The following is a 23,349-nucleotide window of genomic DNA, read 5'->3' on the forward strand; positions in this document are numbered from 1 at the left end:
ACCCCGGGCGCCCCGCCGGCTCCACCCCCGGCGGGACGCCCGATGAGTTTCGCCTCGCCGCTCCGCCCGCAGGGGACGTCACGTCTCCGACGCCCCGTGCCCCTTGCCGGGCCTAGCTATCAGGTAGAGGGGAGGTCTACGCTTGTGGAGACGCCCCTGCCCCCGGCGGTCACTGACCGTACGGCTTGAGCGGGTGAAGGCCTTGTCACACGAACCTCCTGATCAGATCGAATCGAAGCAGGCACCTGACGTGTCCATGTTGTCAATGGTCGCCGCACCCTCCGCTCAGGCCCACCACGCAAACGGCGATCTGCCCCTGATCGAAAGCGCGGCAAGGGTTACTCCGAAGGACGCACGCCAGTTGTCGAAGCTGTTCTTCGAACGGTTGCGGAGTCTCGAAGAGGGCACCGCGGAGTACAGCTACGCGCGCGGAACGCTGGTCGAGATGAACATGTCCCTGGTGCGGTTCAGCGCCCGGCGCTTCCGCAGTCGCGGCCAGCAGGAGATGGAGGACGTCGTCCAGGTCGGTATGGTCGGACTGATCAAAGCCATCGACCGATTCGACGTAGGCCGCGGGCCCGAGTTCACCACCTTCGCCATTCCGTACATCCTCGGCGAGATGAAGCGTCACTTCCGCGACACCACCTGGGCCGTTCACGTACCCCGGCGTCTGCAGGAGCTGAGGCTGGAGTTGGCCAAGGCCCGCGACCACCTCACCACCGCCTCCGATACCACGCCCACCATCGCGGAGTACGCGGCTTATCTGGAGATCAGCCAGGACGCCGTCATCGAGTGCATGGTCGCCGCCAACGGCTACATGGCCGGCTCCCTCGACGTCGCCACCGCGGGCGACAGCGAGGAGCGGGAAGGCCGCTCCTATGCCGATGTTCTCGGCGCCTGTGATCCCCGCATGGAACTGGTCGAGGACATCCAGGCACTCGTTCCGCTGCTCAAAGAACTCGACACCCGTGAGCGTCGCATCCTCCAGCTTCGCTTCGGCGAAGACATGACTCAGAGCGAGATCGGCGCCCGGCTCGGCTGCTCCCAGATGCACGTCTCACGTCTGTTGAACACAGCGCTCGCCAAACTCAGGACAGGACTGCTCACCGACCGCTAGGCGGGTTGCCTGGCCGTGGCCCGCCCATCGGGCATGGAAACGCCTGCCTGGGTTAGACGCGGAGCGTGATGAGAACCGGATTGGTCGCCGCGGGAGTGCTGGTGGCAGCGGGGGCGGTGGGCGCCGCGCTGGCGGTCTCGCCATGGTGGTGGGTCGGGGCGGTGCCCTTCCTGGCGCTGGCCCTGCTGGGGGTATGGGACCTCGTACAGCGGCGCCACTCGGTGCTGCGCAACTACCCGGTCATCGGGCATGCCCGTTTCCTGCTGGAGAGGATCCGGCCGGAACTGCAGCAGTACTTCATCGAGCGGAACTTCGACGGGCGGCCCTTCGATCGTGACGTGCGCAGCATCGTGTACGAGCGGGCGAAGGGCACGGCCGCGGAGGAGCCCTACGGCACCGAGGTCGACGTGTATGTGCCCGGCCACGAGTTCCTGGTGCCGTCGATGGCGCCGCGGCCGGTGCCGGAGCAGCCGCCGCGGGTGCGGATCGGCGGTCCCGACTGCACGCAGCCCTACGACATGGCGCTGCTGAACGTTTCAGCGATGAGTTTCGGTTCGCTGTCCTCGAACGCGATCCTCGCTCTCAACGGTGGAGCCGCGGCCGGCGGGTTCGCGCACGACACGGGCGAGGGCGGTATCTCCGAGTACCACCTGCGACCGGGCGGCGACCTGGTCTGGGAGGTCGGTACGGGATACTTCGGCTGCCGCACCCGCGACGGGGATTTCGATGCCGGGGAGTTCGCGGAGAAGGCGGCCCACGCGAACGTCAAGTGCGTGTCGCTCAAGCTCTCGCAGGGCGCCAAGCCGGGTATCGGCGGAGTGCTGCCCGGTGCCAAGGTCAACGCGGAGATCGCCCGGGTACGGGACGTCCCCCAGGGGCAGACCGTCGTCTCACCGCCCTACCACCGGGTGTTCTCCACACCCCGCGAACTCGTACGGTTCATCGCCCGGATGCGGGAGCTGTCGGGCGGGAAGCCGACCGGTTTCAAGCTCTGTCTGGGCTCGCGGGGCCAGTTCCTGTCGGTGTGCAAGGCGATGATCGAAGAGGGCACCGCGCCCGACTTCATCATCGTGGACGGCGCGGAGGGCGGAACCGGCGCGGCACCACTCGAATTCGCCGACAACGTGGGAACACCGCTCACAGAGGGCCTCATCACCGTGCACAACGCTCTGGTGGGCGCCGGGCTGCGTGATCGCATCAAGATCGGCGCCAGCGGCAAGATCGCCACCGGCAGTGACCTGGTCAAGCGGCTGCTGCAGGGTGCCGACTACGGCAACGCCGCCCGGGCCATGATGTTCGCCGTCGGCTGCATTCAGGCCCAGCGCTGCCACACCAACACCTGTCCCGTCGGCGTCACGACGCAGGATCCGCGCCGTGCGCGGGCCCTGGACGTGCCGGACAAGACGGAGCGGGTCCGGCGCCTCCAGGAGTCGACCGTCGCCAGCGCCCTGCAGATCATGGCGGCGATGGGGGTCACCGATCCCGCCGAGTTGAGCCCGCACATGCTTCGGCGACGCACCGACCCGCAGACCGTGCGCGCCTACGACGAGCTGTACGACTGGCTGTCTCCCGGCGAGCTGCTGGCCGAGCCGCCCGCGTCATGGGCCGCCGACTGGGCAGCCGCCGACCCCGACCGTTTCACCATCTGAGCCGGAGGACCTCGTGGCCCGAACCGTAGCCCGCGTCATCGTGGACGCACTGAGCGAACTCGGCGTCAGCCAGGTGTTCGGTGTCGTCGGAGACGCCCTCAACCCGCTGACCGACGCCATCCGCACCACCGACGACGTGCAGTGGGTGGGCTGCCGGCACGAGGAGGCCGCGGCTTTCGCCGCCAGTGCCCAGTCCCAGCTGACCGGGCGTCTCGGGGTGTGCATGGGCACCGTCGGCCCCGGTTCCATCCACCTGCTCAACGGGCTGTACGACGCGGCGAAGAGCCGTACGCCGGTCCTCGCCATCGCCGGCCAGGTGCCGCTGACCGACCTGGGCAGCGACACCTTCCAGGAGGTCGACAACGACGCGCTCTTCAGCGACGTCGCGGTCTTCCGCGCGACCCTCACCTCACCGGACCAGCTCCCTCTCCTGCTGGAGACCGCGGTACGCAACGCCCTGGGACGCAAGGGTGTCGCGGTCCTCACCGTTCCCGGCGACATCGGCGACCGCGAACTGGCAGACGACCGCCCGGCCCGGTTCTCCCTCACCTCCCCGACCACCCGGCCCGAGGTGGGCGCCGTCCGCAGAGCCGCCGCGCTGCTGGACCGGGCCGACCGCGTCACCCTGCTGGTCGGTAAGGGTTCCCGCGCGGCGCGCGAGGACGTCCTGGCGCTGGCCGACCGTCTCGCGGCACCCATGGTGCTCACGTTGAAGGCCAAGGAGGGCCTGGAAGGTGACAACCCCTTCCAGGTCGGCCAGACCGGCCTGATCGGCAACCCCGCGGCGGCTTCGGCCCTGGAGGACGCCGACGTTCTCCTCCTGCTGGGCACCGACTTCCCGTACCGGGACTGGTATCCGAAAGGCCGCACCGTCATTCAGGTGGACACCGAAGCCACGCACATCGGACGCCGCGTCCCGGTGGAGATCGGGCTGGTCGGCGACGTGGGCGCCACCGTGGGTGAACTGCTCACCCAACTGACCGCCAGGGAACCCGGGTCGGACGGCGCCCGCGACCGCGCCCACCTGGAGCAGGCTCGCGCCCGCTTCGATTCCTGGCGCGAGGGACAGGCCCGGCTCGCCTCTCCGGGGCACGACAAGGGGCTGACCGGACGGCTGCGTTCGGCACTGGACAACCGCGAACACGGCATCCGGCCCGAGGCGCTGGCCGCTGCGGTGGACCGGGCCGCCGCCGAGGACGCGATCTTCACCTCCGACACCGGGATGGCCACCGTGTGGCTGTCACGGTTCGTCGAGATGCGTGGCTCGCGTCGGCTGCTGGGCTCGTTCAACCTCGGCTCGATGGCCAATGCCATGCCCCACGCCCTGGGCGCCCAGTGTCTCGACCTGGACCGGCAGGTCGTGGCGTTCTGCGGCGACGGCGGCCTGAGCATGCTGCTCGGCGACCTGCTGACGCTCAAGACGCACTCTCTGCCCGTCAAGCTCGTGGTCTTCGACAACCGGCGCCTGGGCATGGTCAAGCTCGAACAGGAGCAGGCCGGTCTTCCCGAGTTCGGCACCGTCCTGGACAACCCCGACTTCGCCGCGGTCGCCACCGCCATGGGCATCACCGGCATCCGAGTCACCGACCCGGCAAAGGTGGAGGACGCCGTAAGAACCGCCTTCGCCACCCCGGGTCCCGTCCTCCTCGACGTGCTCACCAACCCCGACGAAGTGGCCGTTCCCGCCAAGCCCACCGTCGAACAAGGCTGGGGCTTCGCCGTCGCCAAGATGAAGGAGTTCGTCCGCAGCCACAGCGGCGACGGCCAGGCGGACTGATGGGGGCACTCGCCAGTCACCGCCTTTCGTGCGACAGCAGGGTCCCGAGGGGGCCGAGGTCCAGGTTGAGGTCCTCGCGGCGCAGACCGTGCAGCTCACAGAGTTCCGTCATCCGTTGGTCGAGAAGCATCAGGGTGGTCCCCACGCGCTCTTCCTGTTCCTCCGTCAGCTCGCCGCTGTCGAAGCGCCGGATCGCTTGGCGTTCCATCAGTTGCCTGAGCAGTTCCACAACGGTCAGCACCAGCGAGGCCAGATCCCGGCTCGCGCTGTGTGGGTCGATGTCCAGCCGTGTGTCGTTCACAGGGGCCCGCTGTCGGCCCACGGGGCAGGGACGCGCTCGCTGACGGATGCCAACAGGGCGTGCAGGGAGAGGCGGATCAGAGGCACATCCGCGATGGCGATCACGAGATCTCCGCTGATGACGACACCCGTACCGAGCACCCTGTCGAGCAGGTCGACCAGGGGAACGCCGATGGGGGCCACCGCTTCCGGGTCCTGCCAGGGAACGGGGTCACGGGTGGCTGGCAAGGTCTCCTCCGTCCGTGAACGAGTAGGGGGCCCAGGGGCCGGAGACACAGATCTCGATGCCATGGAATTCTGCGGACGCACGCAGCCGCTCGATTGTGGCCGCCAGTTCCTGGGTCCTGTCCTTGTCGATCAGGTAGGCGGCGTTCATGATCTGGGTGCGGTCCTTGCCGGTGACCTCGGAGCCGTGCGGTCGGCGACGTACCGTACCGACTGCGAGTTCCCGCACCGCGATGTCCACTTGCTCGGCCGCGGCCAGGGCGTTCTGCCGGTGCTGCTCGCGTAGGCGGTGGCGGTTGCGCAGGCGGTCCAGGTAGGCACGGCCTGAGGTCTGCCGAGGCCCCGGCCCCGGTGCGGCCGACTCCGGGACCGTCGTGAAGCCCTGTGTCAGGTGGACCTTGACGGCCCATTCGGTCCGATCCGTGATGTGTTCCAGCGCAGTGCTGAAGCGTTCCCGGCTCTCCCCGATGGCGGCGCGCGCCCGTTCGTCGCCGAAGTAGAGGGTGGCCAGCGGCATCGGCACGGCGGGGCCGCTCGCGGCAGCGGCGGTGACGACATCATGGTGGGTGCGTGCGCACCGTTCGAGTTCGGCCGCGTCGCCGAGCCGCTCGCGCAGGGCTCCTTCGGAGAACCGCGCCGCCGGGACGTCCTGAACCACGGCGCACAGTGGGCCGATCGCCAGCAGGCGTAGCGGACCACCTTCGGCGTGCCCGTGGACGGAGGTGAGGTTGCCTGGGTGATCCGACCGGCACACGGCGAAGGCGTAGGTGACGAAGGAGCCGTTGGCGTCGGCTGTGTGCGAGTGGTGCGGGGTCGAGGTCATCGGCGGCGCAGTTCCCCTCTGGCGCCGGGCTGGCGCGAGCTGTGGGCCTCCTGGGAGTCGTCGCCTTCCAGCGCCTCGATCCGCTCGTGCAGCCGGCGGTTCTCCTCGGCCAATGCGTCGTGAGCGGCGCGCGAGGAGAGTGCGGGATCGGTCTCCCACCAGTCGATGCCGGCCTTCTTCGCGGTCTCTACCGACGAGATGAACAGCCGCAGGCGGATGGTCAGCAACTCGATGTCCAGCAGGTCGATCTTGATGTCCCCGGCGATCACGATGCCTTTGTCCAGCACCCGTTCCAGGATCTCGGCCAGGTTGGCCGTGGCGGGCGCGTGAGACCGGGGCTCCGCACTCCAGCTGTCCAGATCCGTCACAGCATCACTCCAGGTAGCGGGGACTTCCTCTCGAGAATGTCGAGGAGCCTGTCCTCCTCGCGCTCGAACCGCGCGAGGTCGATCTCACCGTCGTCCAAGGCGCGGCTCAGTTCGGCGAGCTGCTCGCGGATCACCGCCGGATCGTAGAGCTCCGCCTCGGCCGCGTCGATGAGCCGATCGGAGATCCAGACCACGCCGCGTACCGGTGCCAGGGGAAGGAGCAGCACACCGGAGAGCAGACCCATCTCAGGTCCTGACCGTGACGGATTCCGGAGCCACGAAGCTGTAGCAGGGGAGCGGTCCGGTCACCCGCAGGTCGAGGCGGTCCACATGGTCAGCGGCGAACCGCTCGGCGACGTCGCGGAAACGTCGCTCCTTGTGGCGCGGAACGAGGAAGGAGGCGTTCATGACGCAGCCTTCCACGTCCGGCCCCGGACACATGTCGTCGGCGGTCCCGGCGAGCTGGGCAGGCAGCAGGGCCGCTGCCTGCGCGGCTCTGCGTCGCAGGCCTGCTGCCACGGCCTCGCCGAGCCGGACGTTGGCTTCGTAACTGGGGTGACGGCGCGTCTCCTCGCGAATCCCCCGGACCACCGGGTCCTCACGGACCAGTGCGGCCAGGTTGTCCTGCACCGGTGTGATCTTGATATTCATCTCGATACGGGAGTCCAATCGTTCCAGAACCGCGACGTGCTCGCTTCGGCGCGGGGCGACGCTCGCCAGCACCGTGGCCTCGTCAGGTGCCACCATGCCGAAGCGCATCGGCAGCACGGGTCCGGCTTCGGCCAGTGCCAGGAGCAGGCCCTGATGTGCCATCAGGTCGCGTCGCCGGGCCCTGAGTCCCGGATGCGCGGTGCTGACCACGACGGCGAGGTCCTCAGCGGCCAGCAGCCGCGCCGGCGCCGGCGGGTCGCCGACACCACAGGTACCGGGAGGGAGCGGGTGGGCGCCGCCCACGATGCCATACACATAGATGCCTGCAGCAGACATGGACTAGCGCTCCTCCTTGCGGCGGCGGGTTCGTGTGCTTTCGGAGCTCCCGGAGCGGGAGGCCCTTGACCTGCGCGGGCGCTCCTCCTCTTCCTCCACCTGCTCGTCATCGTCGTCCCCGCCGGCGCCGACAGCCTTCTTGATCTTGTCGCCCACGGAATGCGCGGCCTTCTTCGCCCCGGCCTTCCCGGCACTCTTCGCCAGGGAGCCACCGCCGAACAGTTCGGGCACTGTCCTGCTGCTCGTATCGTTCTCCAGGTCCAGCCGATTGCACGCTTCGGCGAACCGCAGGTAGGTGTCGACACTGGCGACGACGATCCGTGCGTCGATCTTCAGGATCTCGATGCCGACCAGCGACACCCGCACGAAGATGTCGATGACCATGCCGCGGTCGAGAATGAGTTCCAGGACGTCATAGAGGCTGCCGGCGCGCGGAACGCGGACAACCTCCTCACTGTATGTACTCATGGGATGACCGTCTCTCGGGATTGGCTTCGGTGCCGGAGGTCATGTGTCCGCCTGACCGCGGCGGTAGCGACGGACTCTTCGGTATTCCAGCAGCGAGCCGTCCTCATCGATGTCCACTTCGTATGTGGCGAGCAGACTGGTGGTGTCGGGGATGCGCGGCAGTTCGAGCACATCCACATCGACGTGCCAGCCTTCGTCGGTCCGCGAGACAGCGGAGACGCCTTCGGTCCTGTGCCTGATCAGCCTTCTCAGGCTCTGGGCCGCGCGTTCGGCCGCCTCCTCCGCCCCCTTCACCTGCTCCTTGCCCGCGGAGGTACGGGTGGATCGGGAGGACCGGGCTTGCCCGGCACGCTGCTCTGCCATGGTCGCCAGTCTGTTGACGGTGCAGGCGCACCGCATGCGGTGATGGACCGAACGGGTTGCGGTTGGCGACCACCCGAATGGCGGCTTGCTCCGGGCTGGAGGACATTGGAAGGAGAAGGCAAGCCGCGATGCCTGTCAGCGCTCGCTGAGCTGCCTCTTGCCGCTCGCGGACACTTCCCCCTCTTCGCTGGAGGAGCTTCGATGGCCAGCACCGACATCAGCGCCAGTACCGCTCTCGGCACGGGCAACGGCGGGGGACAACGCGGCACGACCACCATCGCGGACAACGTCGTCGCCACCATCGCAGGCATTGCGGCCCGTGAGACCGAGGGAATCTATGCGCTGGGCGGCAGCGCCTCGCGGGCGCTGGGATCGGTACGGGACAGGATGTCCAGGTCGTCGGATCTCAGCAGGGGAGTCAAGGTCGTAGTCGGCGAGAAAACAGGCCGCGATCGATCTGGACGTGATCGTGGAATACGGCGAACTCATCGCTGACGCTGCGAAGGAGATTCACTCGCGGGCGACGGACGCGGTGGAGACGATCACCGGTCTGGAGGTCGTAGAGATCAACATCAAGTTGCTCGACGTTTACCTGCCCGGCTCGGATGACGAACGCGACGACGCGGCCGACGGTGACCGGAGCGAGAAGGTCTCGTAGCACCGTTCTCGCCGCGTCCAAGGGAACGCCCCCTTTTTCCTAGCACTTCGAGGCACTCATGGAAAACAGCAAGAAGGTCGCACTTGGCGCAGCCGTGGCCGTGGGCTATGTCCTTGGCCGGACCAAGAAGGGCAAGTTCGCCCTGGGGGTCGCTTCACTCGTCGCGGGGCAGCAGTTGCCTCTCAACCCACGGGCAGCCCTCGCGCTGGGCACCCGCAAGTTGGCGGAGAACCCTGCGATAGCGCCTCTGGTGAAGCAGGCGCGGGGTGAAGTACTTGAGGTAGGGCGCGCAGCGCTTTCGGCGACGGCGAATCGTCGCCTCGAAGCCTTCGCCGATGCCCTCCAGCGACGGACCGAGGCCCTGCTTGAAGGGTCGGACGAAGAGGACGAGGAAGAGGAACCCGAGGGGGAGTACGAGCCCGAGGACGAGGACGAGGAGTACGAGCCCGAGGACGAGGAGGAGCCCGAAGAAGAGGAGTACGAGGAGGAGCCCGCGGAAGAGGAGCGTCCTCGCCGTCGTCCGGCGAAACGCCCGGGGGCGAAGAAGGCACCTGCGAAGAAGACACCCGCTAAGAAGGCGCCTGCGAAGAAGACTGCGGACAAGAAGGCGCCCGCGAAGAAGAGCGCAGCCAAGAAGACCGCAGCCCAAAAGCCGCCGCCGAAGAAGGCTGCTGCGAAGAAGCCGGCGCGCCGTGACGGGCGGAGGAGGTAGCTCTCATGGGCAAGGAGAAGAGCGGCGCCACCGAGAAGAGCGCGTCCGGTCTCGATCAGGTCAAGGAGCAACTGTCCGCCTACGTCGGTGCCCGGGGGCAGCGGATGTTGGATTCCGCTGGCGGGAAGCTCTCGGATCTCGCGGAGGGTCTTGGGGACTCGGATGACGGGGACGGCGGGGGTCTCCTGGGCATCGGGAAGCGGGTGCTCGGCGGCGAGAGTCCGGCGAAGGCATTCGTGGGCGAGAAGGCCGGTGCGATGAAGGACAAGGCCGTGGACACGGTCAAGAGCGCCTTCGGCGGCGGGGGCGGCACATCAGGCAGCACCAAGGTCATCAACATTGTGGAAGTCATTGACGTGGGCAAACCCCTGCGTAAGGTCTACGACCGCTGGACCGAGATAGAGGAGTTCAGCTCCTTTACCAAGGGCGTCAACAGTGTGTCCAAGTCGGATGAGATCGAGAGCGACTGGAAGCTCAAGGTCGCCTTTTCCAACCGCAGTTGGAAGGCGACAGTGCAGGAGCAGGTCCCCGACGACCGCATCCTCTGGACATCCGAAGGTGCCAAAGGGTCGACGCGCGGCGCCATTACCTTCCACGAGCTTGCCCCCAGCCTGACCCGGATTGTCGCTGTCGTGGAATACACGCCGGCCGGATTCTTCGAGAAGACCGGCAACATCTGGCGTGCCCAGGGACGCCGACTTCGCCTGGACCTCAAGCACTTCCAGCGGTACGCCACCCTCACCGACGACGAGGACGTCGAAGGCTGGCGCGGCGAGATCCGCGACGGGGAAGTCGTCCGGAGCCATGAGGAAGGGCTCGAGGACGACCAACCTGAGGAAGAGCTGGAAGAGGGCGAGGAGCCGGAGGAGGGAGAGGAACTGGAGGACGAAGGCGAATACGACGAGTACGAGGAAGAGCCGGACGAGGAAGACGAAGAAGCGACTTGAGCAAGATCCGACCGGTACCCGAGCGACGTTTGCCGCACACCGACTGCGGGTCGATCATTCGGCCACTGGCCAGGCCGCGAGGTGGGCGGGTTCGGCGTCCATACGGGATACGCAATCTATGTCGTGCGATGGGACGGCCCGCACGCATCGTTCTTCCAGCTCGACACGGAGACCCAGCCGGTCGTGGTCCCCGGCTTGTCCGGCGGCATCGCCACGAAGTGCAAGCGGAACGGTGGCGCGAAACCGCCGTATGGGCCACGCAGGACGACAAGGGATAGGCGTGTACTAGCGTCCAGGGGTCTCGTGGGCCCTGGTCGTGTCTGCAGATCAGGTTGGCTGCCCAGACGCGACAGCCGAACAGCGGAGTCTCGCCGAAGGGGCTGATCATCTCACTCCAGCAGCTCCTCCAGGTACCCGTATGCGGGCGGACGTCCATGGGCGCCCACGAGGGCCGGTTCTCCAGGCGCTCGTGGATCGTGGGCGGTTCCGAATCGACAGGCCACTGCCGGGACCCGTTGGGTGGCCGGGGGATGTACGTGTTGTCGCGGTACCGTCGGCGACGATGGCGCGGCGGCCCTGCACCTGGACGTGCAGCAGGTCTCCCACTCACGGATCGGTGGCGGGCCTGGTCATCATGTCCACTCCTGCCATCAACCCGTCCCCCCGCCGCTCCAGCTCGCACCTTCACGACGTACGTCCTGGCGTGCAGATCGACATGGGTGAGGGCGACGCCTGGCCGGCCATCCACGAGAAGGTCATGGCCGCCGACATCCTGGCCCTGTCCACCGCGATCTGGTTGGGCCATCCCTCCAGGATGGCCCAGCGCATTCTGGTACGGCTCGACGGCGAACTGTCGCAGTCCGACGACGAGGGCCGCCCGCTGACGTACGGCAAGGTCGCCGCCGTCTGCGTGGTCGGCAACGAGTACGGCGCGCACAAGGTGAGCGCCGATCTGTTCTAGGCCCCCAACGACGTGGGTTTCTCGCTGGCTCCCGGCGTGGTCACGTACTGGGTCGGGGAAGCCCCCCGGACTCGATGGCCTCGATGACGTCCACCCGGGCAGCCAGCCGCGCCCCACCTCGCGCGCTGTCTGCGCGGAGCCCCCTACGCGGCGAACTGACCCCTTGGCGGCATGCCCTGGGGTGGCAGATCGGCACCGGTCGGCTTCCTGCGGTCTACTGCGAACAGGTGGCCCCGGCCGCGGCAACGTTAGCGGGAAGTCGGTTCGGGAAGACGTGCGGGAGAGCATGCCGACCCGAGAGCAGGGAGTGCCCGGTGGCCGACGATTTCGTCATCGACGTGACGCGAATCCGCGACGAGGCCCGTCAGAAGATGACCGACGGGGCTGTCACCGGCACCTACGGTCTGGATACGGCCAAGGTGATCGAGGTCCTGAACGACGTCGTCGCCACCGAGGTGGTGTGCTGGCTGCGCTACACCCGCCACGCCATCAGCGCCAGCGGTATCGACCGCGCGCAAGTCGCCGCCGAGTTCACCGAGCACGCCGCTCAGGAGATGCAGCACGGCCTGCGCGCCGCCGAACGCATCTCGCAGCTCGGCGGCGAGCCCGACTTCGACCCTGCCACACTCGCCCAGCGTGCCCACACCGACTACACCACGCCGGATGACACCGATCTGAAGGCGATGTTGGAGCACAACCTGCTCGCCGAACGGATCGTGATCTCCACCTGACCAGGAGATCGCTCGCTGGCTCGGCGACCACGATCCCACCACCCGTCGCTTGATCGAAACCATCCTCGAAGAGGAGGAAGAGCACGCCGACGACCTCACCGACCTGCTGGCCGGTTGAACGAAGTCACCACCGTCGACGGGCATTCGCCCGCGCCCCACACGTCGACCGGTGTACGGCGTGGCGCCCCCGGATCCTGCCAGCTTCAGCGCCGGTCCTCACTCCGGATGGCTTCCTTGGACGCTCGTGCGCCTCGTCCGCGTGGGCTTGCGGAAGGGGCCCGGCGCAGTGCGGATCGGTTGCCCGGAGGCGCCCGACCTGCACAATCGCATCGGAGACGTGCATGGTCGGCGCGAACCGGGGAAGCCGCATTTCGGGAAGGTGAACGCCATGCTCGCTCTATTGCTCGTCCTGCTCATCATCGTGGTGCTCTTCGGCGCCGGATTCGCCCTTCACATCCTGTGGTGGATTGCTGTGGCCGCGCTGGTCCTGTGGCTGCTCGGGTTTCTGTTCCGAGACAGGTCCGGCTCCGGCAGGTCCCGCTGGTACCGCTGGTAGAGGCCAGGCGACAGCAGCCTCACGCCATGGGGAAGAACGCACGACCGCCCGGACGACGCACTGATACACCGCGCGATCAGGCCACTTCGACGCTCACCTGGGGCAGGTCGCCCATCACGTCGTGTCCTCGGGGAGTAGCATTGGCACTCTCGCAACCTTCAAGGGCCGTCGTCCTCCAACGCGGCGGCCCTCGCCGTGACCCCGCGTTGACGGCTGCGTGGAGTGAGCCCGGAGCCGAATGCCCCGGTGCCGTCCACCGAAAGGTTCGCGTCCGTGATTGCAGATACCTCCGTCAGTCCCGAGCAGACGACCGGGAGTGACTTCGCACGGCTGTCGAAGCAGATCGCCGACCACGGCCTGATGGCCCGCCGCCCCGGCTACTACGCCGCCCGGATCACCGCGGTGGGCGCCCTGTACGCGGGTAGCTGGACCGCGTTCGTACTGCTCGGCGCGAGCTGGTGGACGCTGGCGGTGGCCGCGTTTCTGGCCGTGGTCTTCGGACAGGTCGCCCTGGTCGCCCACGATGTCGCCCACCGCCAGGTGTTCCGGCTGCGCAAGGCCAGCGAGATGTCCGGGCGGATCGCCGGCAACGCGGGCATCGGCATGGGCTACGGATGGTGGCAGGACAAGCACACCCGCCATCACGCCAACCCCAACCACGAGGAACTGGACCCGGATCTCATCCCCGATCTGCTGGTGTGGTCCCAGAAGCAGGCGCGCGTCGCCACCGGACTGCCCCGGGTGCTCGGGCGCTCGCAGGCGTACCTGTTCTTCCCGCTGCTCATGCTCGAAGGCTTCAACCTGCACGTCTCCGGGCTGCGAGCCCTGGCCAACCGGTCCCTGAAGGCCCGCCGACTGGAGGGCACGCTGCTGGTCGGGCACTGCGCGGTCTATCTGACCGCTCTGTTCCTGGCCCTGCCGCCTTTGACGGCCGTCGCTTTCCTCGCCGTCCACCAGTGCCTGTTCGGCCTCTACCTCGGATCGATCTTCGCCCCCAACCACAAGGGCATGCCCATCCTCACAGGCAAGGACCGCCCGGACTTCCTGCGCCGCCAGGTGCTCACCTCCCGCAACGTGCGCGGCGGATGGTTCACCGACATCGCGCTCGGCGGGTTGAACTACCAGATCGAGCACCACCTGTTCCCCAGCATGCCCACCCCCCACCTGCGCAAGGCCCAGACCATCGTCCGCCGCTACTGCGAGGAGCTGGGTGTGACGTACCTGGAGACCGGCCTCCTCACCTCCTACCGACAGGCGCTCGCCAGCCTCCACCAGGCCGGAGCTCCCCTGCGGCGCCCCAAGGGCACCGCCGCCATCGCGTAGCTGTGCCCGAGCGGGCCGCCCGCAGGTGCGACCTGCGATCGGGCCGTCGTCGCGGCTGAACGACCGAATCCACGCTCGGCCCGCATGCCCGCCCCGCCTGCCTGCTCGCCCGGAGTGGGAGCGTTCTCCTGCGCCATCGGTCCCGCACAATCGAACAGCGACAGTGCAAGGACGCCGTGTGAGCATCGACGGACGCCTCGGCCGATACGATGAGGACGAAGGGTGGCCGCCGGTGCTCAGCTCTGAGATGACCGAGATCCTGAGGGTCCTGCATTCGGAACGCGGGTCAGGGCTCCACGGCGGGTGCGTATCGCTGCTCGGTATGGATCATCTCGTGGTGTCCCTGGCGGTCGAAGGCCAGATCACCGAGCAGCTGTGGTCGTCGGGCGAAACGGGTACCTCCTTCGATGATCTCCAGTTCGCCTTGGGCGAGGGCCCGGGGCCGGACGCGTTGCGCACAGGGCAGTCGGTGCTGGAACACGATGTGGCGGCGGTAGGTCCGGGGAGATGGCCCGCCCTCATCCCGGCGATGGCCCACCTGCCGATCCAGGCGGTCTTCTGCCTTCCCCTGGCCCTCGGTGGTATCACGGTCGGCGTCCTCACCGCCGTGCGTGCTCGCCCGGGCCCCATGACCGGCCAGGAAATGGACGACGCACTCGGTCTCGCAGCGGCTCTGACCGTCCAGTTCCTCGGCGGCGAGGGCAGGCGATTCGACGACTGGCTGGACCAGCAGTCGGACGGCGAGCTCCACCGCGCCGTCGTCCACCAGGCCACCGGCATGATCAGCGTGCAGCTCGCGCTACCCCTCGGCAAAGCGCTGCTCCGGCTGCGCGCCTACGCCTACGGTCATGACCGGTCCATCATCGATGCCGCCCAGGACGTCGTGTCCCGCCGGCTTCGCCTGGACGACGACAGTGCCGAGCCCGATCCACCCAAGGAGCCGAGAGGATGACAGCCATGTCCCGCGAGCAGCAAGTGTCAGATGTCTTCGTGCAGGTCGCGGACTCCCTGATCGATGACTTCGACCTCATCGAGTTCCTCGAGGAACTGTGCGCCCACTGTGTCAGCCTGCTCGACGTGTCTGCGGCAGGCATCCTCCTCGCCAACGAGCAGGGGCTCCTGCACACCGTCGCGGCATCCGACGAGAACACCCATCTGCTGGAGCTCTTTGCCGTCCAGCACGACCAGGGTCCCTGCTTGGACTGCTACCGCACGCGCACGGCGCGCCACAACATCGATCTGCGCGATACCGTCTCCACCGGGGCGTGGCGCGCGTTCGCCGAACACGCCCGTGGGAGCGGATTCCAGACCAGTCATGTCTTCCCGCTTCGCCTGCGTGACCGCGCTGTCGGGGCCATGAACCTCTTCCACACCAGCCGGCAGTCGCTGAGCCCGCAGGACGCATCACTCGCCCAAGCTCTGGCCGACGTCGCCACCATCGCCCTACTCCAACAACGCGACCTCGGCCAGGAGCAGCGGGAAAAGACGCAGCTTCAGCACGCACTCTCCACCCGTATCGTCATCGAACAGGCCAAGGGGATTCTCGCCGAGCGCTGGACGGGCAGTCCCGAGGCGGCTTACAAAGCTCTGCGCGCCTACGCTCGCGACCAGCAGCTGCGGGTTTCGCACTGCGCCCGCCAGATCATCGACCAGACGCTCGACTCCGACCAGATCCCGCACCCCTAGAACGATCGGATCGCTTGGGTGCCCCGGTGCCCCGGTGCCCCGGTGCCCGTCGCCCCGCGTGCTCCATCTTCGCTGTTGTCGGCTCCGGCGCGGGACAGGTGTGTCGATGTTTGCTGGGCGGGCACGCGAACTGGGGTACGCAGTTCCCGAGCAGTACCGGAGGAGTTGGATCATGTCCTCAGTGGAGGAGTCCGTAGAGGTCGAGGTGCCGGTGACCACGGCGTACAACCAGTGGACGCAGTTCGAGCAGTTCCCCCAGTTCATGGAGGGGGTGGAGCGGATCGAGCAGCGGACACCGACCCTGACCCACTGGGTCACGTCGGTCGACGGCGCGCGCCGGGAGTTCGACGCGCAGATCACCGAGCAGATCCCTGACGAGCGGGTGGCGTGGACCACTGTGGCCGGGGAGGTCCGGCAGGCCGGGGTCGTGACCTTCCACCGTCTGGGCGCGACCCGCACCAAGGTCATGCTGCAGCTCGAGCACGACCCTCAGGGCATCGCGGACACCGTGGCTGACAAGCTCGGGTTCGTCCGTCGCCAGGCCAAGGGCGACCTGGGGCGTTTCAAGACGTATATCGAGTCCCGCGGCACCGCGGACGGCGCCTGGCGCGGCCAGGTCTGACCCGCCCGCCCGTCGCCTCACCGGCCCCGCCTCCCCGCCCGGGGGTGCGGGGCCAGTGTGTTGCTACCGCCGCGGTCCGTCTCCGTCGGTAGGCGGGCGCACGACGTCCTGCCGGGGTCGCTTGGTTCAGGGCTGGCGGGGTGGGTTGAGACGAGCGGTGAAGATGATGATGTCGTCTTCGGGCTCGGTACCGAAGGCGTCGAGGAGTTCGTCGCACAGGGCCTCCGGTTCTCCGGGGCCGGCTGCGGCGGTGGCCGCCAGGAGCGCGAGGCGATCGTCCAGAGTGGTGTCGCGGGTCTCGATGAGCCCGTCGGTGATCATGAGGAGTCGGCTGCCCGGTTCCACGAGGTGAACGGTTGCTGGGGGTTGGGGCAGGCCCAGGCCCAGCAGGGGGCCGTGTTCGTTCAGATAGCGATGTGTGCCGTCGGGGGTGAGCAGGAGTGGGGGGAGGTGGCCGGCGTTCGCGATGTGGAGGCGCGTGTTGCCGGGTTCGACGAGGACGATGCAGACGGTGGCGGTCCATCCGGGCTGGTGCAGGCCCAGCAGGTGGTCCAGGTGCTGCAGCAGGGTGTGCGGGGGGTGGTCCTGGGCGGCGTAGGCGCGCAGGGCGTGGCGGAGTTCGCCCATGACCACGGCGGCTTGCAGGGAGTGGCCGACCACGTCGCCGACGGCGAGAAGGAGCCCTTGGCGGGTGGTGACGGCTTCGTAGAAGTCGCCGCCGATCTCGGCGGTGGCCGCGGCGGGCAGGTAGCGCACGGCGAGTTCGGCGCCGGGGGTCTGGGGGAGAGTGGTGGGCAGGAAGGTGCGCTGCAAGGTCAGGGCGAGTTCGTGTTCCTGGCTGAAGCGTTCCACGACGTCTTTGTGTTCGACGGTGAGTTCCGCGTACATCGCCATGACTCCGGCGTTGGTCTCGGTCAGTTCCTCGTTGAGACGTTCCAGTTCGTCGCGCTGGGTGTGAGCTTCCTGCAGTGACGCGATCAGGTCACGGGTTTGGGCCTGGAGATCGTCGAACGCGCTGGCCGGGCTGGCGGCTTCCAGGAGGGAGCGGACCTGTTCGACTTTCAGGTCCCGGGCCACGAGCGCGGGGATCGGGCAGGTGATCTCGATGCGCCCGCCGGAGGCGGCTCCGGGCCGCGCGGAGGCTGGTTCGTAGCGGGTCTGGGGCAGCAGCCGGGTGACGGCCGTCAGTGACTCCTGGCTGGGGGCGCGGTCGTCGTCCCACCACAGCACGGTGCGGAGGACGGCCGGCTCCTGCTGCACGCTGAAGAGCGCGGTCATTGCTGCGGGGCGCAGCAAGTCCCGTCCCAGTTCGCTCAGTGCGGTGGCCAGCCGTACCTGGTCGCGGTTGTCGAGGCCGAGGGCTTCGGTGACGGTCTTGGCGTGGCGGCGCAGCGCGAACACGTCCTGCTGGGTCCTGATCGAGGTGGCCAGGAGGGACGCCGGGGCGGCGCGGTTCCCTGGGGCAGGCGGGTTCACCGGGGCGCCCTGGCGATCACCGCGCTGGCGTCGTCGCGGCGGGTTCCTGCCTCGCGCAGCAGGCCCGTGGCGATCACCGCGGGCGGGTGGTCCAGCAGGCCGGCCAGGTCTGCGGCGCCCCAGCGGTCGCTGAGCCCGTCGGAGTGCATCACGAGATTCCCTTGGGCCGGCATGCGGTACTCCTGGGTGCGCAGCCGGTGCATCTTGTGGCCGGCGATTCCTGGATGGGACAGCAGGTTCACGCGGCCGGTCGAGTTGACCAGGGCGGCGGTGATGTTCCCGACGCCGCAGAACAGGACCCGTCCGTCGGGCTCCAGGCGGGCGATGGCCACGGCGGCGCCGCGGGTGCCGCGCAGCGCCCGGTGCACCTCCTCCATCACCTGCTCGGGTGTGCGTCCGGTCCCGGTACGGAAGGCGTTCACGGCCGCCTGCGCCGCCAGGGCGGCCAGGGGGCCGTGGCCCAGCCCGTCGCAGGACATGACGAGCAGACCTTCACCCGGCCCCGGTACGGCGGCGTCCACCGGCGCGCTGGCGCCGGGACGTACGCCTGTGTACGTCCGCGGCTTCCTTGTGCCGGTCAGAGCGGACCAGTCGGGGCCGCCTGTGGCGGACGGGCCCGGATCGGCGGGTGATGTGCGCGGGGGATGGGCTGCCCTATCGCCGCTGCCGCTGTCGGCGCGTGCGGCCCAGGCGTCACCGCAGACCTGCTCGCCACTGATCGGTCTGGTGATGCCCCCGACGGCCGGTTCGATGGTCGATGCGGGTGGAGCAGAGCGTGGCCAGAAGCGGGCCAGCTGAATGGTGCCGGTGCCCGGCTGGGAGTGGATGTCGAAGGTGTCGGCCAACCGCTGGACCGCGCCCAGGCCGATACCCAGGGTGCCGGTGGTCGACATGCCGTCCCGCAGAGCGGCCGTGACATCGGCCATGCCGGGGCCGCCGTCGACGGTGATCACCTCCACACCGGCCACCACGTCGGCTCCGGGTTCAGGACGCCGACGCAGAACGCGCAGCAGGATAGAGCTGTCGGTGGCGTGTTTGGTGAGGTTGGCCGCCAGTTCGGCGACGGCCAGGACCAGTTCGGCGGTGCGCTGGTCGCCCAGCCCTATGCGCCGGCCCAGCGTGGCGGCCGTGCCGCGAGCGGCGCCTGGACCGTCACGGAACCAGACCACGTCCTCGCAGTCCGCCAGCGGGAGCGGGCGGGCGGTCATCATCGGGCCCATTTGGTGACGGTGACGGTGGTGCCTTCACCGACGGCGGTGTCCACGACGAAGTCGTCGACCAGTCGCTTGGATCCGGAAAGCCCCAGCCCCATGCCGCCGCCCGAGGTCCATCCGTCGGTCAGTGCCAGCTCCAGATCCGCGATACCGGGCCCGCGGTCGGCGAAGACCAGCCGTACGCCGCGCCGCCCGGTCTTCTCCACTACGGAGGCGGTCAGGGTGCCGCCACCGCCGTGGACGAGGGTGTTGCGGGCCAGTTCGCTGGCAGCGGTGATCAGCTTGGTCTGCTCCACGAGGGAGAACCGGCACTCCTGGGCCAGTCCGCGCACCAGCTGACGGGCCTGCACCACCCCTGCGGTGGACGTGATCTCCAGTACCTCCGGGGTACGGGAGGGGCCGCTCATGCGTCCGCTGCGGCATCCGGCACAGTTCCCTCCAAGCCGTGCCCGGCACTGTCGTGTCCCAGCATCCGCAGGCCCTTGTCCAAGGTCAGGGCTGTCCGTACGCCGCCGAGGGACAGGCCGAGCTCGACCAGGGTGATGGCGACGGCCGGCCGCATGCCCACCACGACGGTCTGCGCGTCCAGCAACCGGGACAGGGAGGCGATGGTGGACAGCATCCGCCCCACGAACGAGTCGACGATCTCCACGGCGGTGATGTCGATGACCACTCCGTGAGCACCGCTGTTCACCACCGCGGCGGCCAGGTCGTCCTGGAGTCGCATCACGTCCTGGTCATCCAAGTCGGTCTGGATGGAAACCAGCAGTACCTGCCCGATCCGCAGAACGGGGACCTGCCCGCTCACAGGGCAGCGGCCTGAGGCGCCGTACGGGACAGGGCGACACCGGAGCGGCGCAGCGCGTGCCGCAGAGCATCGGCGAGCGTGGCCTTGGTGACGATGTCACCGAAGTCGATCCCCAGAGCCACGATGGTCTGCGCGATCTGCGGACGGATGCCGGAGATCGTGCACTCGGCACCCATCAGCCGGGCCGCCACCACAGTCTTCAGCAGATGCTGGGCCACCTCGGTGTCCACCGCGGGCACACCGGTGATGTCGATGATGGCCTGCTCGGAGCCGGTGTCGATGAGCGCCTGGAGCATCTTCTCCATCACCACCATGGTCCGCGCCGAATCCAGCGTGCCGACCAGCGGGACACCGATCACCCCGTCCCACAACTTGACCACCGGAGTGGACAGCTCCAGCAGCTGCTCGGCCTGAGCCGCGATCAGCTCCTCGCGGGTACGGGTGTAGACCTCGATGGTGAACAGACCGAGCGTGTCCAGCAGCGCGGCGAACCGCACGTACGCCTGCACGTCTGTGTCCTTGCCGGCCAGCTCCGGCTCCAGGACCTGCTTGAGGGAGAACACGCTCACCGCGGTCTCGGTAGGAGAAAAGCCCTGCATCGCCCGGTTGCGCGACAGCTCCGTCAGCAGAGCACGCACCTCACCGAACGCCTCATCATGCCCGTCCACCGTGCCCGCGCCGAGCGCGGCCACCAACGCGGTGTATATCTCCTGCAGCTCCCGCTCGACCTCGGAACGGCTGACCCGCCCGCCCAGCGAGCCGGTGACCTTCTGCGCCCACTGGGCGCCCAGATCCTCACCCCGGACCGACAGCAGATCGATCAATCGCTCGGAAACGCTCTTGCCGGCCACGGGGCATCCTCCTCAGCGGGGATCAATCGATCCCACCCTCGAACACTAGGCCATCAGGGTGAGCGAGGCGGCCCCGCTTGTTGGGTGCGGTGGCCTCTATACGGCTTGTGACCAGGGAAGGCGGCTCGGTGGTGGCCGCCGAGGTACATCAGCGGGCGGGGGGTAGGAGGGAACCATGACTCCTACGGATTCCCCACTGACCCTCGGCGTGGAGGAGGAGTACCTCCTGCTCGACGAGGCCGGTCTGCCCGCGCCCTGGGCCGCGCGCGTTCAGGCCGCTGTTCGTCTGGAACCCGTACTGGACCGCGGGGAGGTCGACAACGAACTCCTCCAGGCGCAGGTCGAGGCCGCCACACCGATCTGCGTGGACCTGGCGGACGTCACCGCCCATCTGGACCGGTTCCGGCAGTCCGTGGCCGCCGCGGCGGAGACCGCCGGATGCCGCCTCGCGGCCACCGGCGGCGCGCCGCTGGCCTCGGACGAGGTCGTGCCGGTGACGCAGAAGGCCCGCTACCGGGAGATGCGGGTGGACGCCGCCCGGCTGGTGGATGAGCAGTTGATCAACGGCATGCACATCCATGTTGCCGTGCCGGACCGCTCGGCCGGGGCCGCCGCGCTGGCCAGGGTACGGCCCTGGCTGCCGGTGCTGGTCGCGATGGGCGTCAACTCGCCCTTCTGGGAGGGCCGCGACACCGGGTTCGCGGGCTGGCGTACCGTGATCTTCGGCCGCTGGCCGGTCAGCGGCTCACCGCCCTTCACCGCCGACGAGAAGCAGTACGAGCAGCGGGTCGACGCGCTGCTGGCCACCGGAGTCATACCGGACCGACGGCAGATCTACTGGCACGCGCGGCTCTCCGAGACCTATCCGACGCTTGAGGTGCGCGCACCCGACGTGCAGCTCGACACCGCGAGCACGGTGACCCTCGCCGGGATCGCCCGCGGCCTGGTGATGACCGGGCTGCGCGAGGCCCGCGCCGAAACACCGCCGCTCGACCCGGCGGGCAGCGTGCTGCGCGCCGCGGGGTGGCACGCAGCCCGGCACGGTCTGGGCGGCACCCTGGTCCACCCGCCCAGCGGCATTCCGGCCCCGGCAGCGGACGTGATCGGCGCCCTGCTGGACCACATCGGCCCGGCACTGGAGGACCTGGGCGACCTGGACCGGATCACCGAGGGCGCCCACCGGCTGCTCGACAGCGGGACGGGCGCCGCCCGGCAGCGGAAGGCCCTTGCCGAAGGCGGTCTGAACGGCCTGCTCGCTCTCGTCGCGCCCAGGGAAGCCAGCGGCGATGCCGCCGCCTGAACGGGACGCCGCCCTCGGGCGAGGGGTAGCGGGAGACGGCACAGGAGCGGAGTGACCACCCGATGACGAGCAGTTTGACGGCGGCCCGGCCGCGCCGCGCGTCCGCCGCGAGCGCCAGGCGTATCAGCGGTACCCCGGCGACGTGCCCGGGCCCGAGCGCGTGCACGCGCGTGTAGGTCCCGGCAGGACTGAGCCGCTGTACCGGCACCTGGTGCGCCGGTCGGGGGTGGCGTCGTCGGTACGGGATCGGTGGGCGGAGTGGACTGTTGTGGACACCGACCGCCGGATGAGGTCAAGTGGGTTGTGTCCCGTTTCTGGTGGGGACCGCACCCGGTGGCCTGCCGCTGTCCGCGGCCTGGGCGCCGGCTTTCGGGCCGGGCTCGGTCAGGGGCAGGCGAGCGGTGATGCGTTTGCCGACCACCTCGCGCTGCACCTCGAAGCCGACGGCGACGGCCATCACGATCTCCAGGCCATGCTGGCCGACCCGCTGCGCATCCGCAGCCCGGGCCGCCGGCAGCACCGGGTCCGAGTCCCAGACCGTGATCTCCAGGAAGCCGCCGGTGATCTGCAAGTCCATCAGTACGGGGCCGGGAGCGTACTTGCAGGCGTTGGTGACCAGTTCGCTGACCATCAGCGGTGTCAGCTCCGAGGTGCGGGCGGCCACCGGTACCCCAAAGGTGTCCTGTGCCTGGGACAGGAAGTCGGTGGCGAATCGGCGGGCCTGGGCGATGCAGGCCCCGCCCCCGTCCAGGGCAACAGAGGCCCGCAACGTATGGGCGTCATCCGTCGAGCCCCCGTCGCTCGTCGGCACCGCGTCCATCACTACCGCCGCCTTCGTCCCACTACTCCTATCCCTCAACACGAGGGGTACTCCGAAGACGCGGGGGTGGTCGGGGGAGCGACATCAGCTCACCTCCGACCCTCTCGCGGATGGCACTCCTGGTGAGTGGTGCTCTGAGCTTCCGTGTCCGGATGGGACGGGTTCCAGAGCCTGTCGGCGTCGCCGCGGTGAACGTGGTCCTCGTAGATCCTGACCTTGTGCCGCATCACGTCCAGGGTCTCTTGCAGCTCTCGGATCTGCGCCTCCACACGGTGCTCGTGCCGGCGCAGTAATTCCAGGCGCTCATGTTCGTTTCCCGGGCCCTGACCGACCAGCTCCATGTATTGCCGGATCGTCGCCAGTGACATGCCGGAGGAGCGCAACTTCGTGCAGATCGCCAGCCACTCCAGATCCTCCTCGTGGTAGATCCGACGGCCGTTGGACAGGCGGCGGACCGGGTTGGGGAACAGGCCCTCCCGCTCATAGAAGCGCAGCGCGTGAACGCTCAGCCCACTGCGCTCCGCCACCTCACCGATACTCAGGTCCATGAGCGACTCCCGTCACACAGCTCTTGATCTAGACCCGACTCTAGTTTCTAGCGTGGAGG

General features: G+C 68.6%; 26 protein-coding genes and 3 pseudogenes. 14 read left to right on the forward strand and 15 right to left on the reverse strand.

From position 1 onward, the window contains the following. The first annotated feature begins 265 nt into the window (after positions 1-265). From AB0M29_RS28320 to AB0M29_RS28330, 3 genes are all read left to right on the forward strand, one after another. On the forward strand, positions 266-1,117 hold the full coding sequence (locus AB0M29_RS28320; protein WP_365387554.1) for a SigB/SigF/SigG family RNA polymerase sigma factor: 852 nt from the start codon (positions 266-268) through the stop codon (positions 1,115-1,117). Between the two features lie 68 nt (positions 1,118-1,185). Next, the gene (locus tag AB0M29_RS28325) at positions 1,186-2,766 is read left to right on the forward strand and encodes an FMN-binding glutamate synthase family protein (protein WP_365387556.1); all 1,581 of its coding nucleotides are present in this window, start codon (positions 1,186-1,188) and stop codon (positions 2,764-2,766) included. A 13-nt stretch (positions 2,767-2,779) separates the two neighbouring features. After that, positions 2,780-4,543 (forward strand): thiamine pyrophosphate-dependent enzyme, encoded by a 1,764-nt coding sequence (locus AB0M29_RS28330; protein ID WP_365387557.1) that lies wholly within the window; start codon positions 2,780-2,782, stop codon positions 4,541-4,543. A gap of 16 nt (positions 4,544-4,559) precedes the next feature. Here the strand turns inward: AB0M29_RS28330 and AB0M29_RS28335 are convergent, their stop codons facing one another. The 8 genes from AB0M29_RS28335 to gvpO are packed head-to-tail and all read right to left on the reverse strand — an operon-like array spanning position 4,560 to position 8,077. Continuing rightward, entirely contained in the window at positions 4,560-4,844 is a 285-nt protein-coding gene (locus tag AB0M29_RS28335; RefSeq protein WP_365387558.1) for a gas vesicle protein K, read from the reverse strand. Continuing rightward, positions 4,841-5,071: a gas vesicle protein gene (locus AB0M29_RS28340; protein WP_365387560.1), complete on the reverse strand. Its 231-nt coding sequence runs from the start codon at positions 5,069-5,071 to the stop codon at positions 4,841-4,843. The genes AB0M29_RS28335 and AB0M29_RS28340 overlap by 4 nt, the downstream gene beginning before the upstream one ends. Then, complete coding sequence (locus AB0M29_RS28345) at positions 5,055-5,891, reverse strand: GvpL/GvpF family gas vesicle protein (protein WP_365387562.1); 837 nt, start codon at positions 5,889-5,891, stop codon at positions 5,055-5,057. Before AB0M29_RS28345 ends, AB0M29_RS28340 begins: the two co-directional genes overlap by 17 nt. Continuing rightward, on the reverse strand, positions 5,888-6,259 hold the full coding sequence (locus AB0M29_RS28350) for a gas vesicle protein (RefSeq protein ID WP_365387563.1): 372 nt from the start codon (positions 6,257-6,259) through the stop codon (positions 5,888-5,890). Before AB0M29_RS28350 ends, AB0M29_RS28345 begins: the two co-directional genes overlap by 4 nt. Further along, positions 6,256-6,504 (reverse strand): gas vesicle protein GvpG, encoded by a 249-nt coding sequence (locus AB0M29_RS28355; RefSeq protein ID WP_365387565.1) that lies wholly within the window; start codon positions 6,502-6,504, stop codon positions 6,256-6,258. The genes AB0M29_RS28350 and AB0M29_RS28355 overlap by 4 nt, the downstream gene beginning before the upstream one ends. A gap of 1 nt (position 6,505) precedes the next feature. After that, the gene (locus AB0M29_RS28360) at positions 6,506-7,246 is read right to left on the reverse strand and encodes a GvpL/GvpF family gas vesicle protein (protein ID WP_365387567.1); all 741 of its coding nucleotides are present in this window, start codon (positions 7,244-7,246) and stop codon (positions 6,506-6,508) included. A 3-nt stretch (positions 7,247-7,249) separates the two neighbouring features. Next, positions 7,250-7,714 carry a gas vesicle protein GvpJ gene (gene gvpJ, locus AB0M29_RS28365; RefSeq protein ID WP_365387569.1) on the reverse strand — a complete coding sequence of 155 codons (465 nt, stop codon included), beginning with the start codon at positions 7,712-7,714 and terminating at the stop codon, positions 7,250-7,252. Between the two features lie 39 nt (positions 7,715-7,753). Then, positions 7,754-8,077, reverse strand: a complete 324-nt coding sequence (gene gvpO, locus AB0M29_RS28370; RefSeq protein WP_365387572.1) for a gas vesicle protein GvpO — start codon at positions 8,075-8,077, stop codon at positions 7,754-7,756. A 201-nt stretch (positions 8,078-8,278) separates the two neighbouring features. Between gvpO and AB0M29_RS28375 the strand changes: the two are divergent. The 10 genes and pseudogenes from AB0M29_RS28375 to AB0M29_RS28420 all read left to right on the forward strand — a co-directional run bounded on the left by AB0M29_RS28375 (position 8,279) and on the right by AB0M29_RS28420 (position 16,273). Beyond that, a pseudogene (locus tag AB0M29_RS28375) lies at positions 8,279-8,735 on the forward strand (Asp23/Gls24 family envelope stress response protein). A 58-nt stretch (positions 8,736-8,793) separates the two neighbouring features. After that, positions 8,794-9,447: a histone protein gene (locus AB0M29_RS28380; RefSeq protein ID WP_365387574.1), complete on the forward strand. Its 654-nt coding sequence runs from the start codon at positions 8,794-8,796 to the stop codon at positions 9,445-9,447. A gap of 5 nt (positions 9,448-9,452) precedes the next feature. Then, positions 9,453-10,394: an SRPBCC family protein gene (locus AB0M29_RS28385; RefSeq protein WP_365387577.1), complete on the forward strand. Its 942-nt coding sequence runs from the start codon at positions 9,453-9,455 to the stop codon at positions 10,392-10,394. A gap of 634 nt (positions 10,395-11,028) precedes the next feature. Beyond that, a pseudogene (locus AB0M29_RS28390) lies at positions 11,029-11,514 on the forward strand (NADPH-dependent oxidoreductase). A 155-nt stretch (positions 11,515-11,669) separates the two neighbouring features. Next, positions 11,670-12,204, forward strand: a pseudogene (locus tag AB0M29_RS28395) (ferritin-like domain-containing protein). Positions 12,205-12,474: 270 nt separating this feature from the next. Then, complete coding sequence (locus AB0M29_RS28400) at positions 12,475-12,642, forward strand: hydrophobic protein (protein ID WP_365387579.1); 168 nt, start codon at positions 12,475-12,477, stop codon at positions 12,640-12,642. Between the two features lie 273 nt (positions 12,643-12,915). Beyond that, positions 12,916-13,965: an acyl-CoA desaturase gene (locus AB0M29_RS28405; protein ID WP_365387581.1), complete on the forward strand. Its 1,050-nt coding sequence runs from the start codon at positions 12,916-12,918 to the stop codon at positions 13,963-13,965. 178 nt (positions 13,966-14,143) lie between these two features. Further along, positions 14,144-14,917 (forward strand): GAF and ANTAR domain-containing protein, encoded by a 774-nt coding sequence (locus AB0M29_RS28410; protein WP_365387584.1) that lies wholly within the window; start codon positions 14,144-14,146, stop codon positions 14,915-14,917. Continuing rightward, on the forward strand, positions 14,914-15,651 hold the full coding sequence (locus AB0M29_RS28415; protein ID WP_365387586.1) for a GAF and ANTAR domain-containing protein: 738 nt from the start codon (positions 14,914-14,916) through the stop codon (positions 15,649-15,651). The genes AB0M29_RS28410 and AB0M29_RS28415 overlap by 4 nt, the downstream gene beginning before the upstream one ends. 172 nt (positions 15,652-15,823) lie before the next feature. Continuing rightward, the gene (locus AB0M29_RS28420; protein WP_365387589.1) at positions 15,824-16,273 is read left to right on the forward strand and encodes an SRPBCC family protein; all 450 of its coding nucleotides are present in this window, start codon (positions 15,824-15,826) and stop codon (positions 16,271-16,273) included. Between the two features lie 126 nt (positions 16,274-16,399). Here the strand turns inward: AB0M29_RS28420 and AB0M29_RS28425 are convergent, their stop codons facing one another. Genes AB0M29_RS28425 through AB0M29_RS28445 form a run of 5 tightly spaced genes read right to left on the reverse strand, consistent with a single transcriptional unit; the run spans position 16,400 to position 20,622 of the window. Continuing rightward, on the reverse strand, positions 16,400-17,749 hold the full coding sequence (locus AB0M29_RS28425; RefSeq protein ID WP_365387591.1) for a SpoIIE family protein phosphatase: 1,350 nt from the start codon (positions 17,747-17,749) through the stop codon (positions 16,400-16,402). After that, positions 17,746-18,969 carry an ATP-binding SpoIIE family protein phosphatase gene (locus AB0M29_RS28430; RefSeq protein ID WP_365387593.1) on the reverse strand — a complete coding sequence of 408 codons (1,224 nt, stop codon included), beginning with the start codon at positions 18,967-18,969 and terminating at the stop codon, positions 17,746-17,748. The genes AB0M29_RS28425 and AB0M29_RS28430 overlap by 4 nt, the downstream gene beginning before the upstream one ends. After that, the gene (locus AB0M29_RS28435; RefSeq protein WP_365387595.1) at positions 18,957-19,370 is read right to left on the reverse strand and encodes an ATP-binding protein; all 414 of its coding nucleotides are present in this window, start codon (positions 19,368-19,370) and stop codon (positions 18,957-18,959) included. Before AB0M29_RS28435 ends, AB0M29_RS28430 begins: the two co-directional genes overlap by 13 nt. Beyond that, the gene (locus AB0M29_RS28440; protein ID WP_365387598.1) at positions 19,367-19,771 is read right to left on the reverse strand and encodes an STAS domain-containing protein; all 405 of its coding nucleotides are present in this window, start codon (positions 19,769-19,771) and stop codon (positions 19,367-19,369) included. Before AB0M29_RS28440 ends, AB0M29_RS28435 begins: the two co-directional genes overlap by 4 nt. After that, positions 19,768-20,622 (reverse strand): STAS domain-containing protein, encoded by an 855-nt coding sequence (locus AB0M29_RS28445; protein WP_365387602.1) that lies wholly within the window; start codon positions 20,620-20,622, stop codon positions 19,768-19,770. Before AB0M29_RS28445 ends, AB0M29_RS28440 begins: the two co-directional genes overlap by 4 nt. 175 nt (positions 20,623-20,797) lie before the next feature. Between AB0M29_RS28445 and AB0M29_RS28450 the strand changes: the two genes are divergently transcribed. Continuing rightward, the gene (locus AB0M29_RS28450) at positions 20,798-21,922 is read left to right on the forward strand and encodes a glutamate--cysteine ligase (RefSeq protein ID WP_365387605.1); all 1,125 of its coding nucleotides are present in this window, start codon (positions 20,798-20,800) and stop codon (positions 21,920-21,922) included. 292 nt (positions 21,923-22,214) lie between these two features. Here AB0M29_RS28450 and AB0M29_RS28455 read toward each other — a convergent pair whose 3' ends face one another. Together AB0M29_RS28455 and AB0M29_RS28460 are read right to left on the reverse strand one after the other, a co-directional pair. Further along, complete coding sequence (locus tag AB0M29_RS28455; RefSeq protein ID WP_365387608.1) at positions 22,215-22,742, reverse strand: ATP-binding protein; 528 nt, start codon at positions 22,740-22,742, stop codon at positions 22,215-22,217. Positions 22,743-22,831: 89 nt separating this feature from the next. Further along, positions 22,832-23,290, reverse strand: coding sequence for a MerR family transcriptional regulator (locus AB0M29_RS28460; protein ID WP_365387611.1), 459 nt, complete (start codon positions 23,288-23,290; stop codon positions 22,832-22,834). Positions 23,291-23,349 lie beyond the last annotated feature (59 nt).

It is taken from the genome of Streptomyces sp. NPDC051976, from assembly GCF_040680795.1.
Classification (GTDB): Bacteria; Actinomycetota; Actinomycetes; order Streptomycetales; family Streptomycetaceae; genus Actinacidiphila.

Bases quoted from the DNA above. Each gene is read 5' to 3' on its own strand.
- AB0M29_RS28355 (WP_365387565.1), bottom strand. From the start codon at position 6,504: ATGGGTCTGCTCTCCGGTGTGCTGCTCCTTCCCCTGGCACCGGTACGC.
- AB0M29_RS28320 (WP_365387554.1), top strand. From the start codon at position 266: ATGGTCGCCGCACCCTCCGCTCAGGCCCACCACGCAAACGGCGATCTG.
- AB0M29_RS28380 (WP_365387574.1), top strand. From the start codon at position 8,794: ATGGAAAACAGCAAGAAGGTCGCACTTGGCGCAGCCGTGGCCGTGGGC.
- AB0M29_RS28400 (WP_365387579.1), top strand. From the start codon at position 12,475: ATGCTCGCTCTATTGCTCGTCCTGCTCATCATCGTGGTGCTCTTCGGC.
- AB0M29_RS28385 (WP_365387577.1), top strand. From the start codon at position 9,453: ATGGGCAAGGAGAAGAGCGGCGCCACCGAGAAGAGCGCGTCCGGTCTC.
- AB0M29_RS28415 (WP_365387586.1), top strand. From the start codon at position 14,914: ATGACAGCCATGTCCCGCGAGCAGCAAGTGTCAGATGTCTTCGTGCAG.
- AB0M29_RS28450 (WP_365387605.1), top strand. From the start codon at position 20,798: ATGACTCCTACGGATTCCCCACTGACCCTCGGCGTGGAGGAGGAGTAC.
- gvpJ (WP_365387569.1), bottom strand. From the start codon at position 7,714: ATGAGTACATACAGTGAGGAGGTTGTCCGCGTTCCGCGCGCCGGCAGC.
- AB0M29_RS28420 (WP_365387589.1), top strand. From the start codon at position 15,824: ATGTCCTCAGTGGAGGAGTCCGTAGAGGTCGAGGTGCCGGTGACCACG.
- AB0M29_RS28325 (WP_365387556.1), top strand. From the start codon at position 1,186: ATGAGAACCGGATTGGTCGCCGCGGGAGTGCTGGTGGCAGCGGGGGCG.
- gvpO (WP_365387572.1), bottom strand. From the start codon at position 8,077: ATGGCAGAGCAGCGTGCCGGGCAAGCCCGGTCCTCCCGATCCACCCGT.
- AB0M29_RS28455 (WP_365387608.1), bottom strand. From the start codon at position 22,742: ATGGACGCGGTGCCGACGAGCGACGGGGGCTCGACGGATGACGCCCAT.
- AB0M29_RS28430 (WP_365387593.1), bottom strand. From the start codon at position 18,969: ATGGGCCCGATGATGACCGCCCGCCCGCTCCCGCTGGCGGACTGCGAG.
- AB0M29_RS28435 (WP_365387595.1), bottom strand. From the start codon at position 19,370: ATGAGCGGCCCCTCCCGTACCCCGGAGGTACTGGAGATCACGTCCACC.
- AB0M29_RS28460 (WP_365387611.1), bottom strand. From the start codon at position 23,290: ATGGACCTGAGTATCGGTGAGGTGGCGGAGCGCAGTGGGCTGAGCGTT.
- AB0M29_RS28360 (WP_365387567.1), bottom strand. From the start codon at position 7,246: ATGTCTGCTGCAGGCATCTATGTGTATGGCATCGTGGGCGGCGCCCAC.
- AB0M29_RS28345 (WP_365387562.1), bottom strand. From the start codon at position 5,891: ATGACCTCGACCCCGCACCACTCGCACACAGCCGACGCCAACGGCTCC.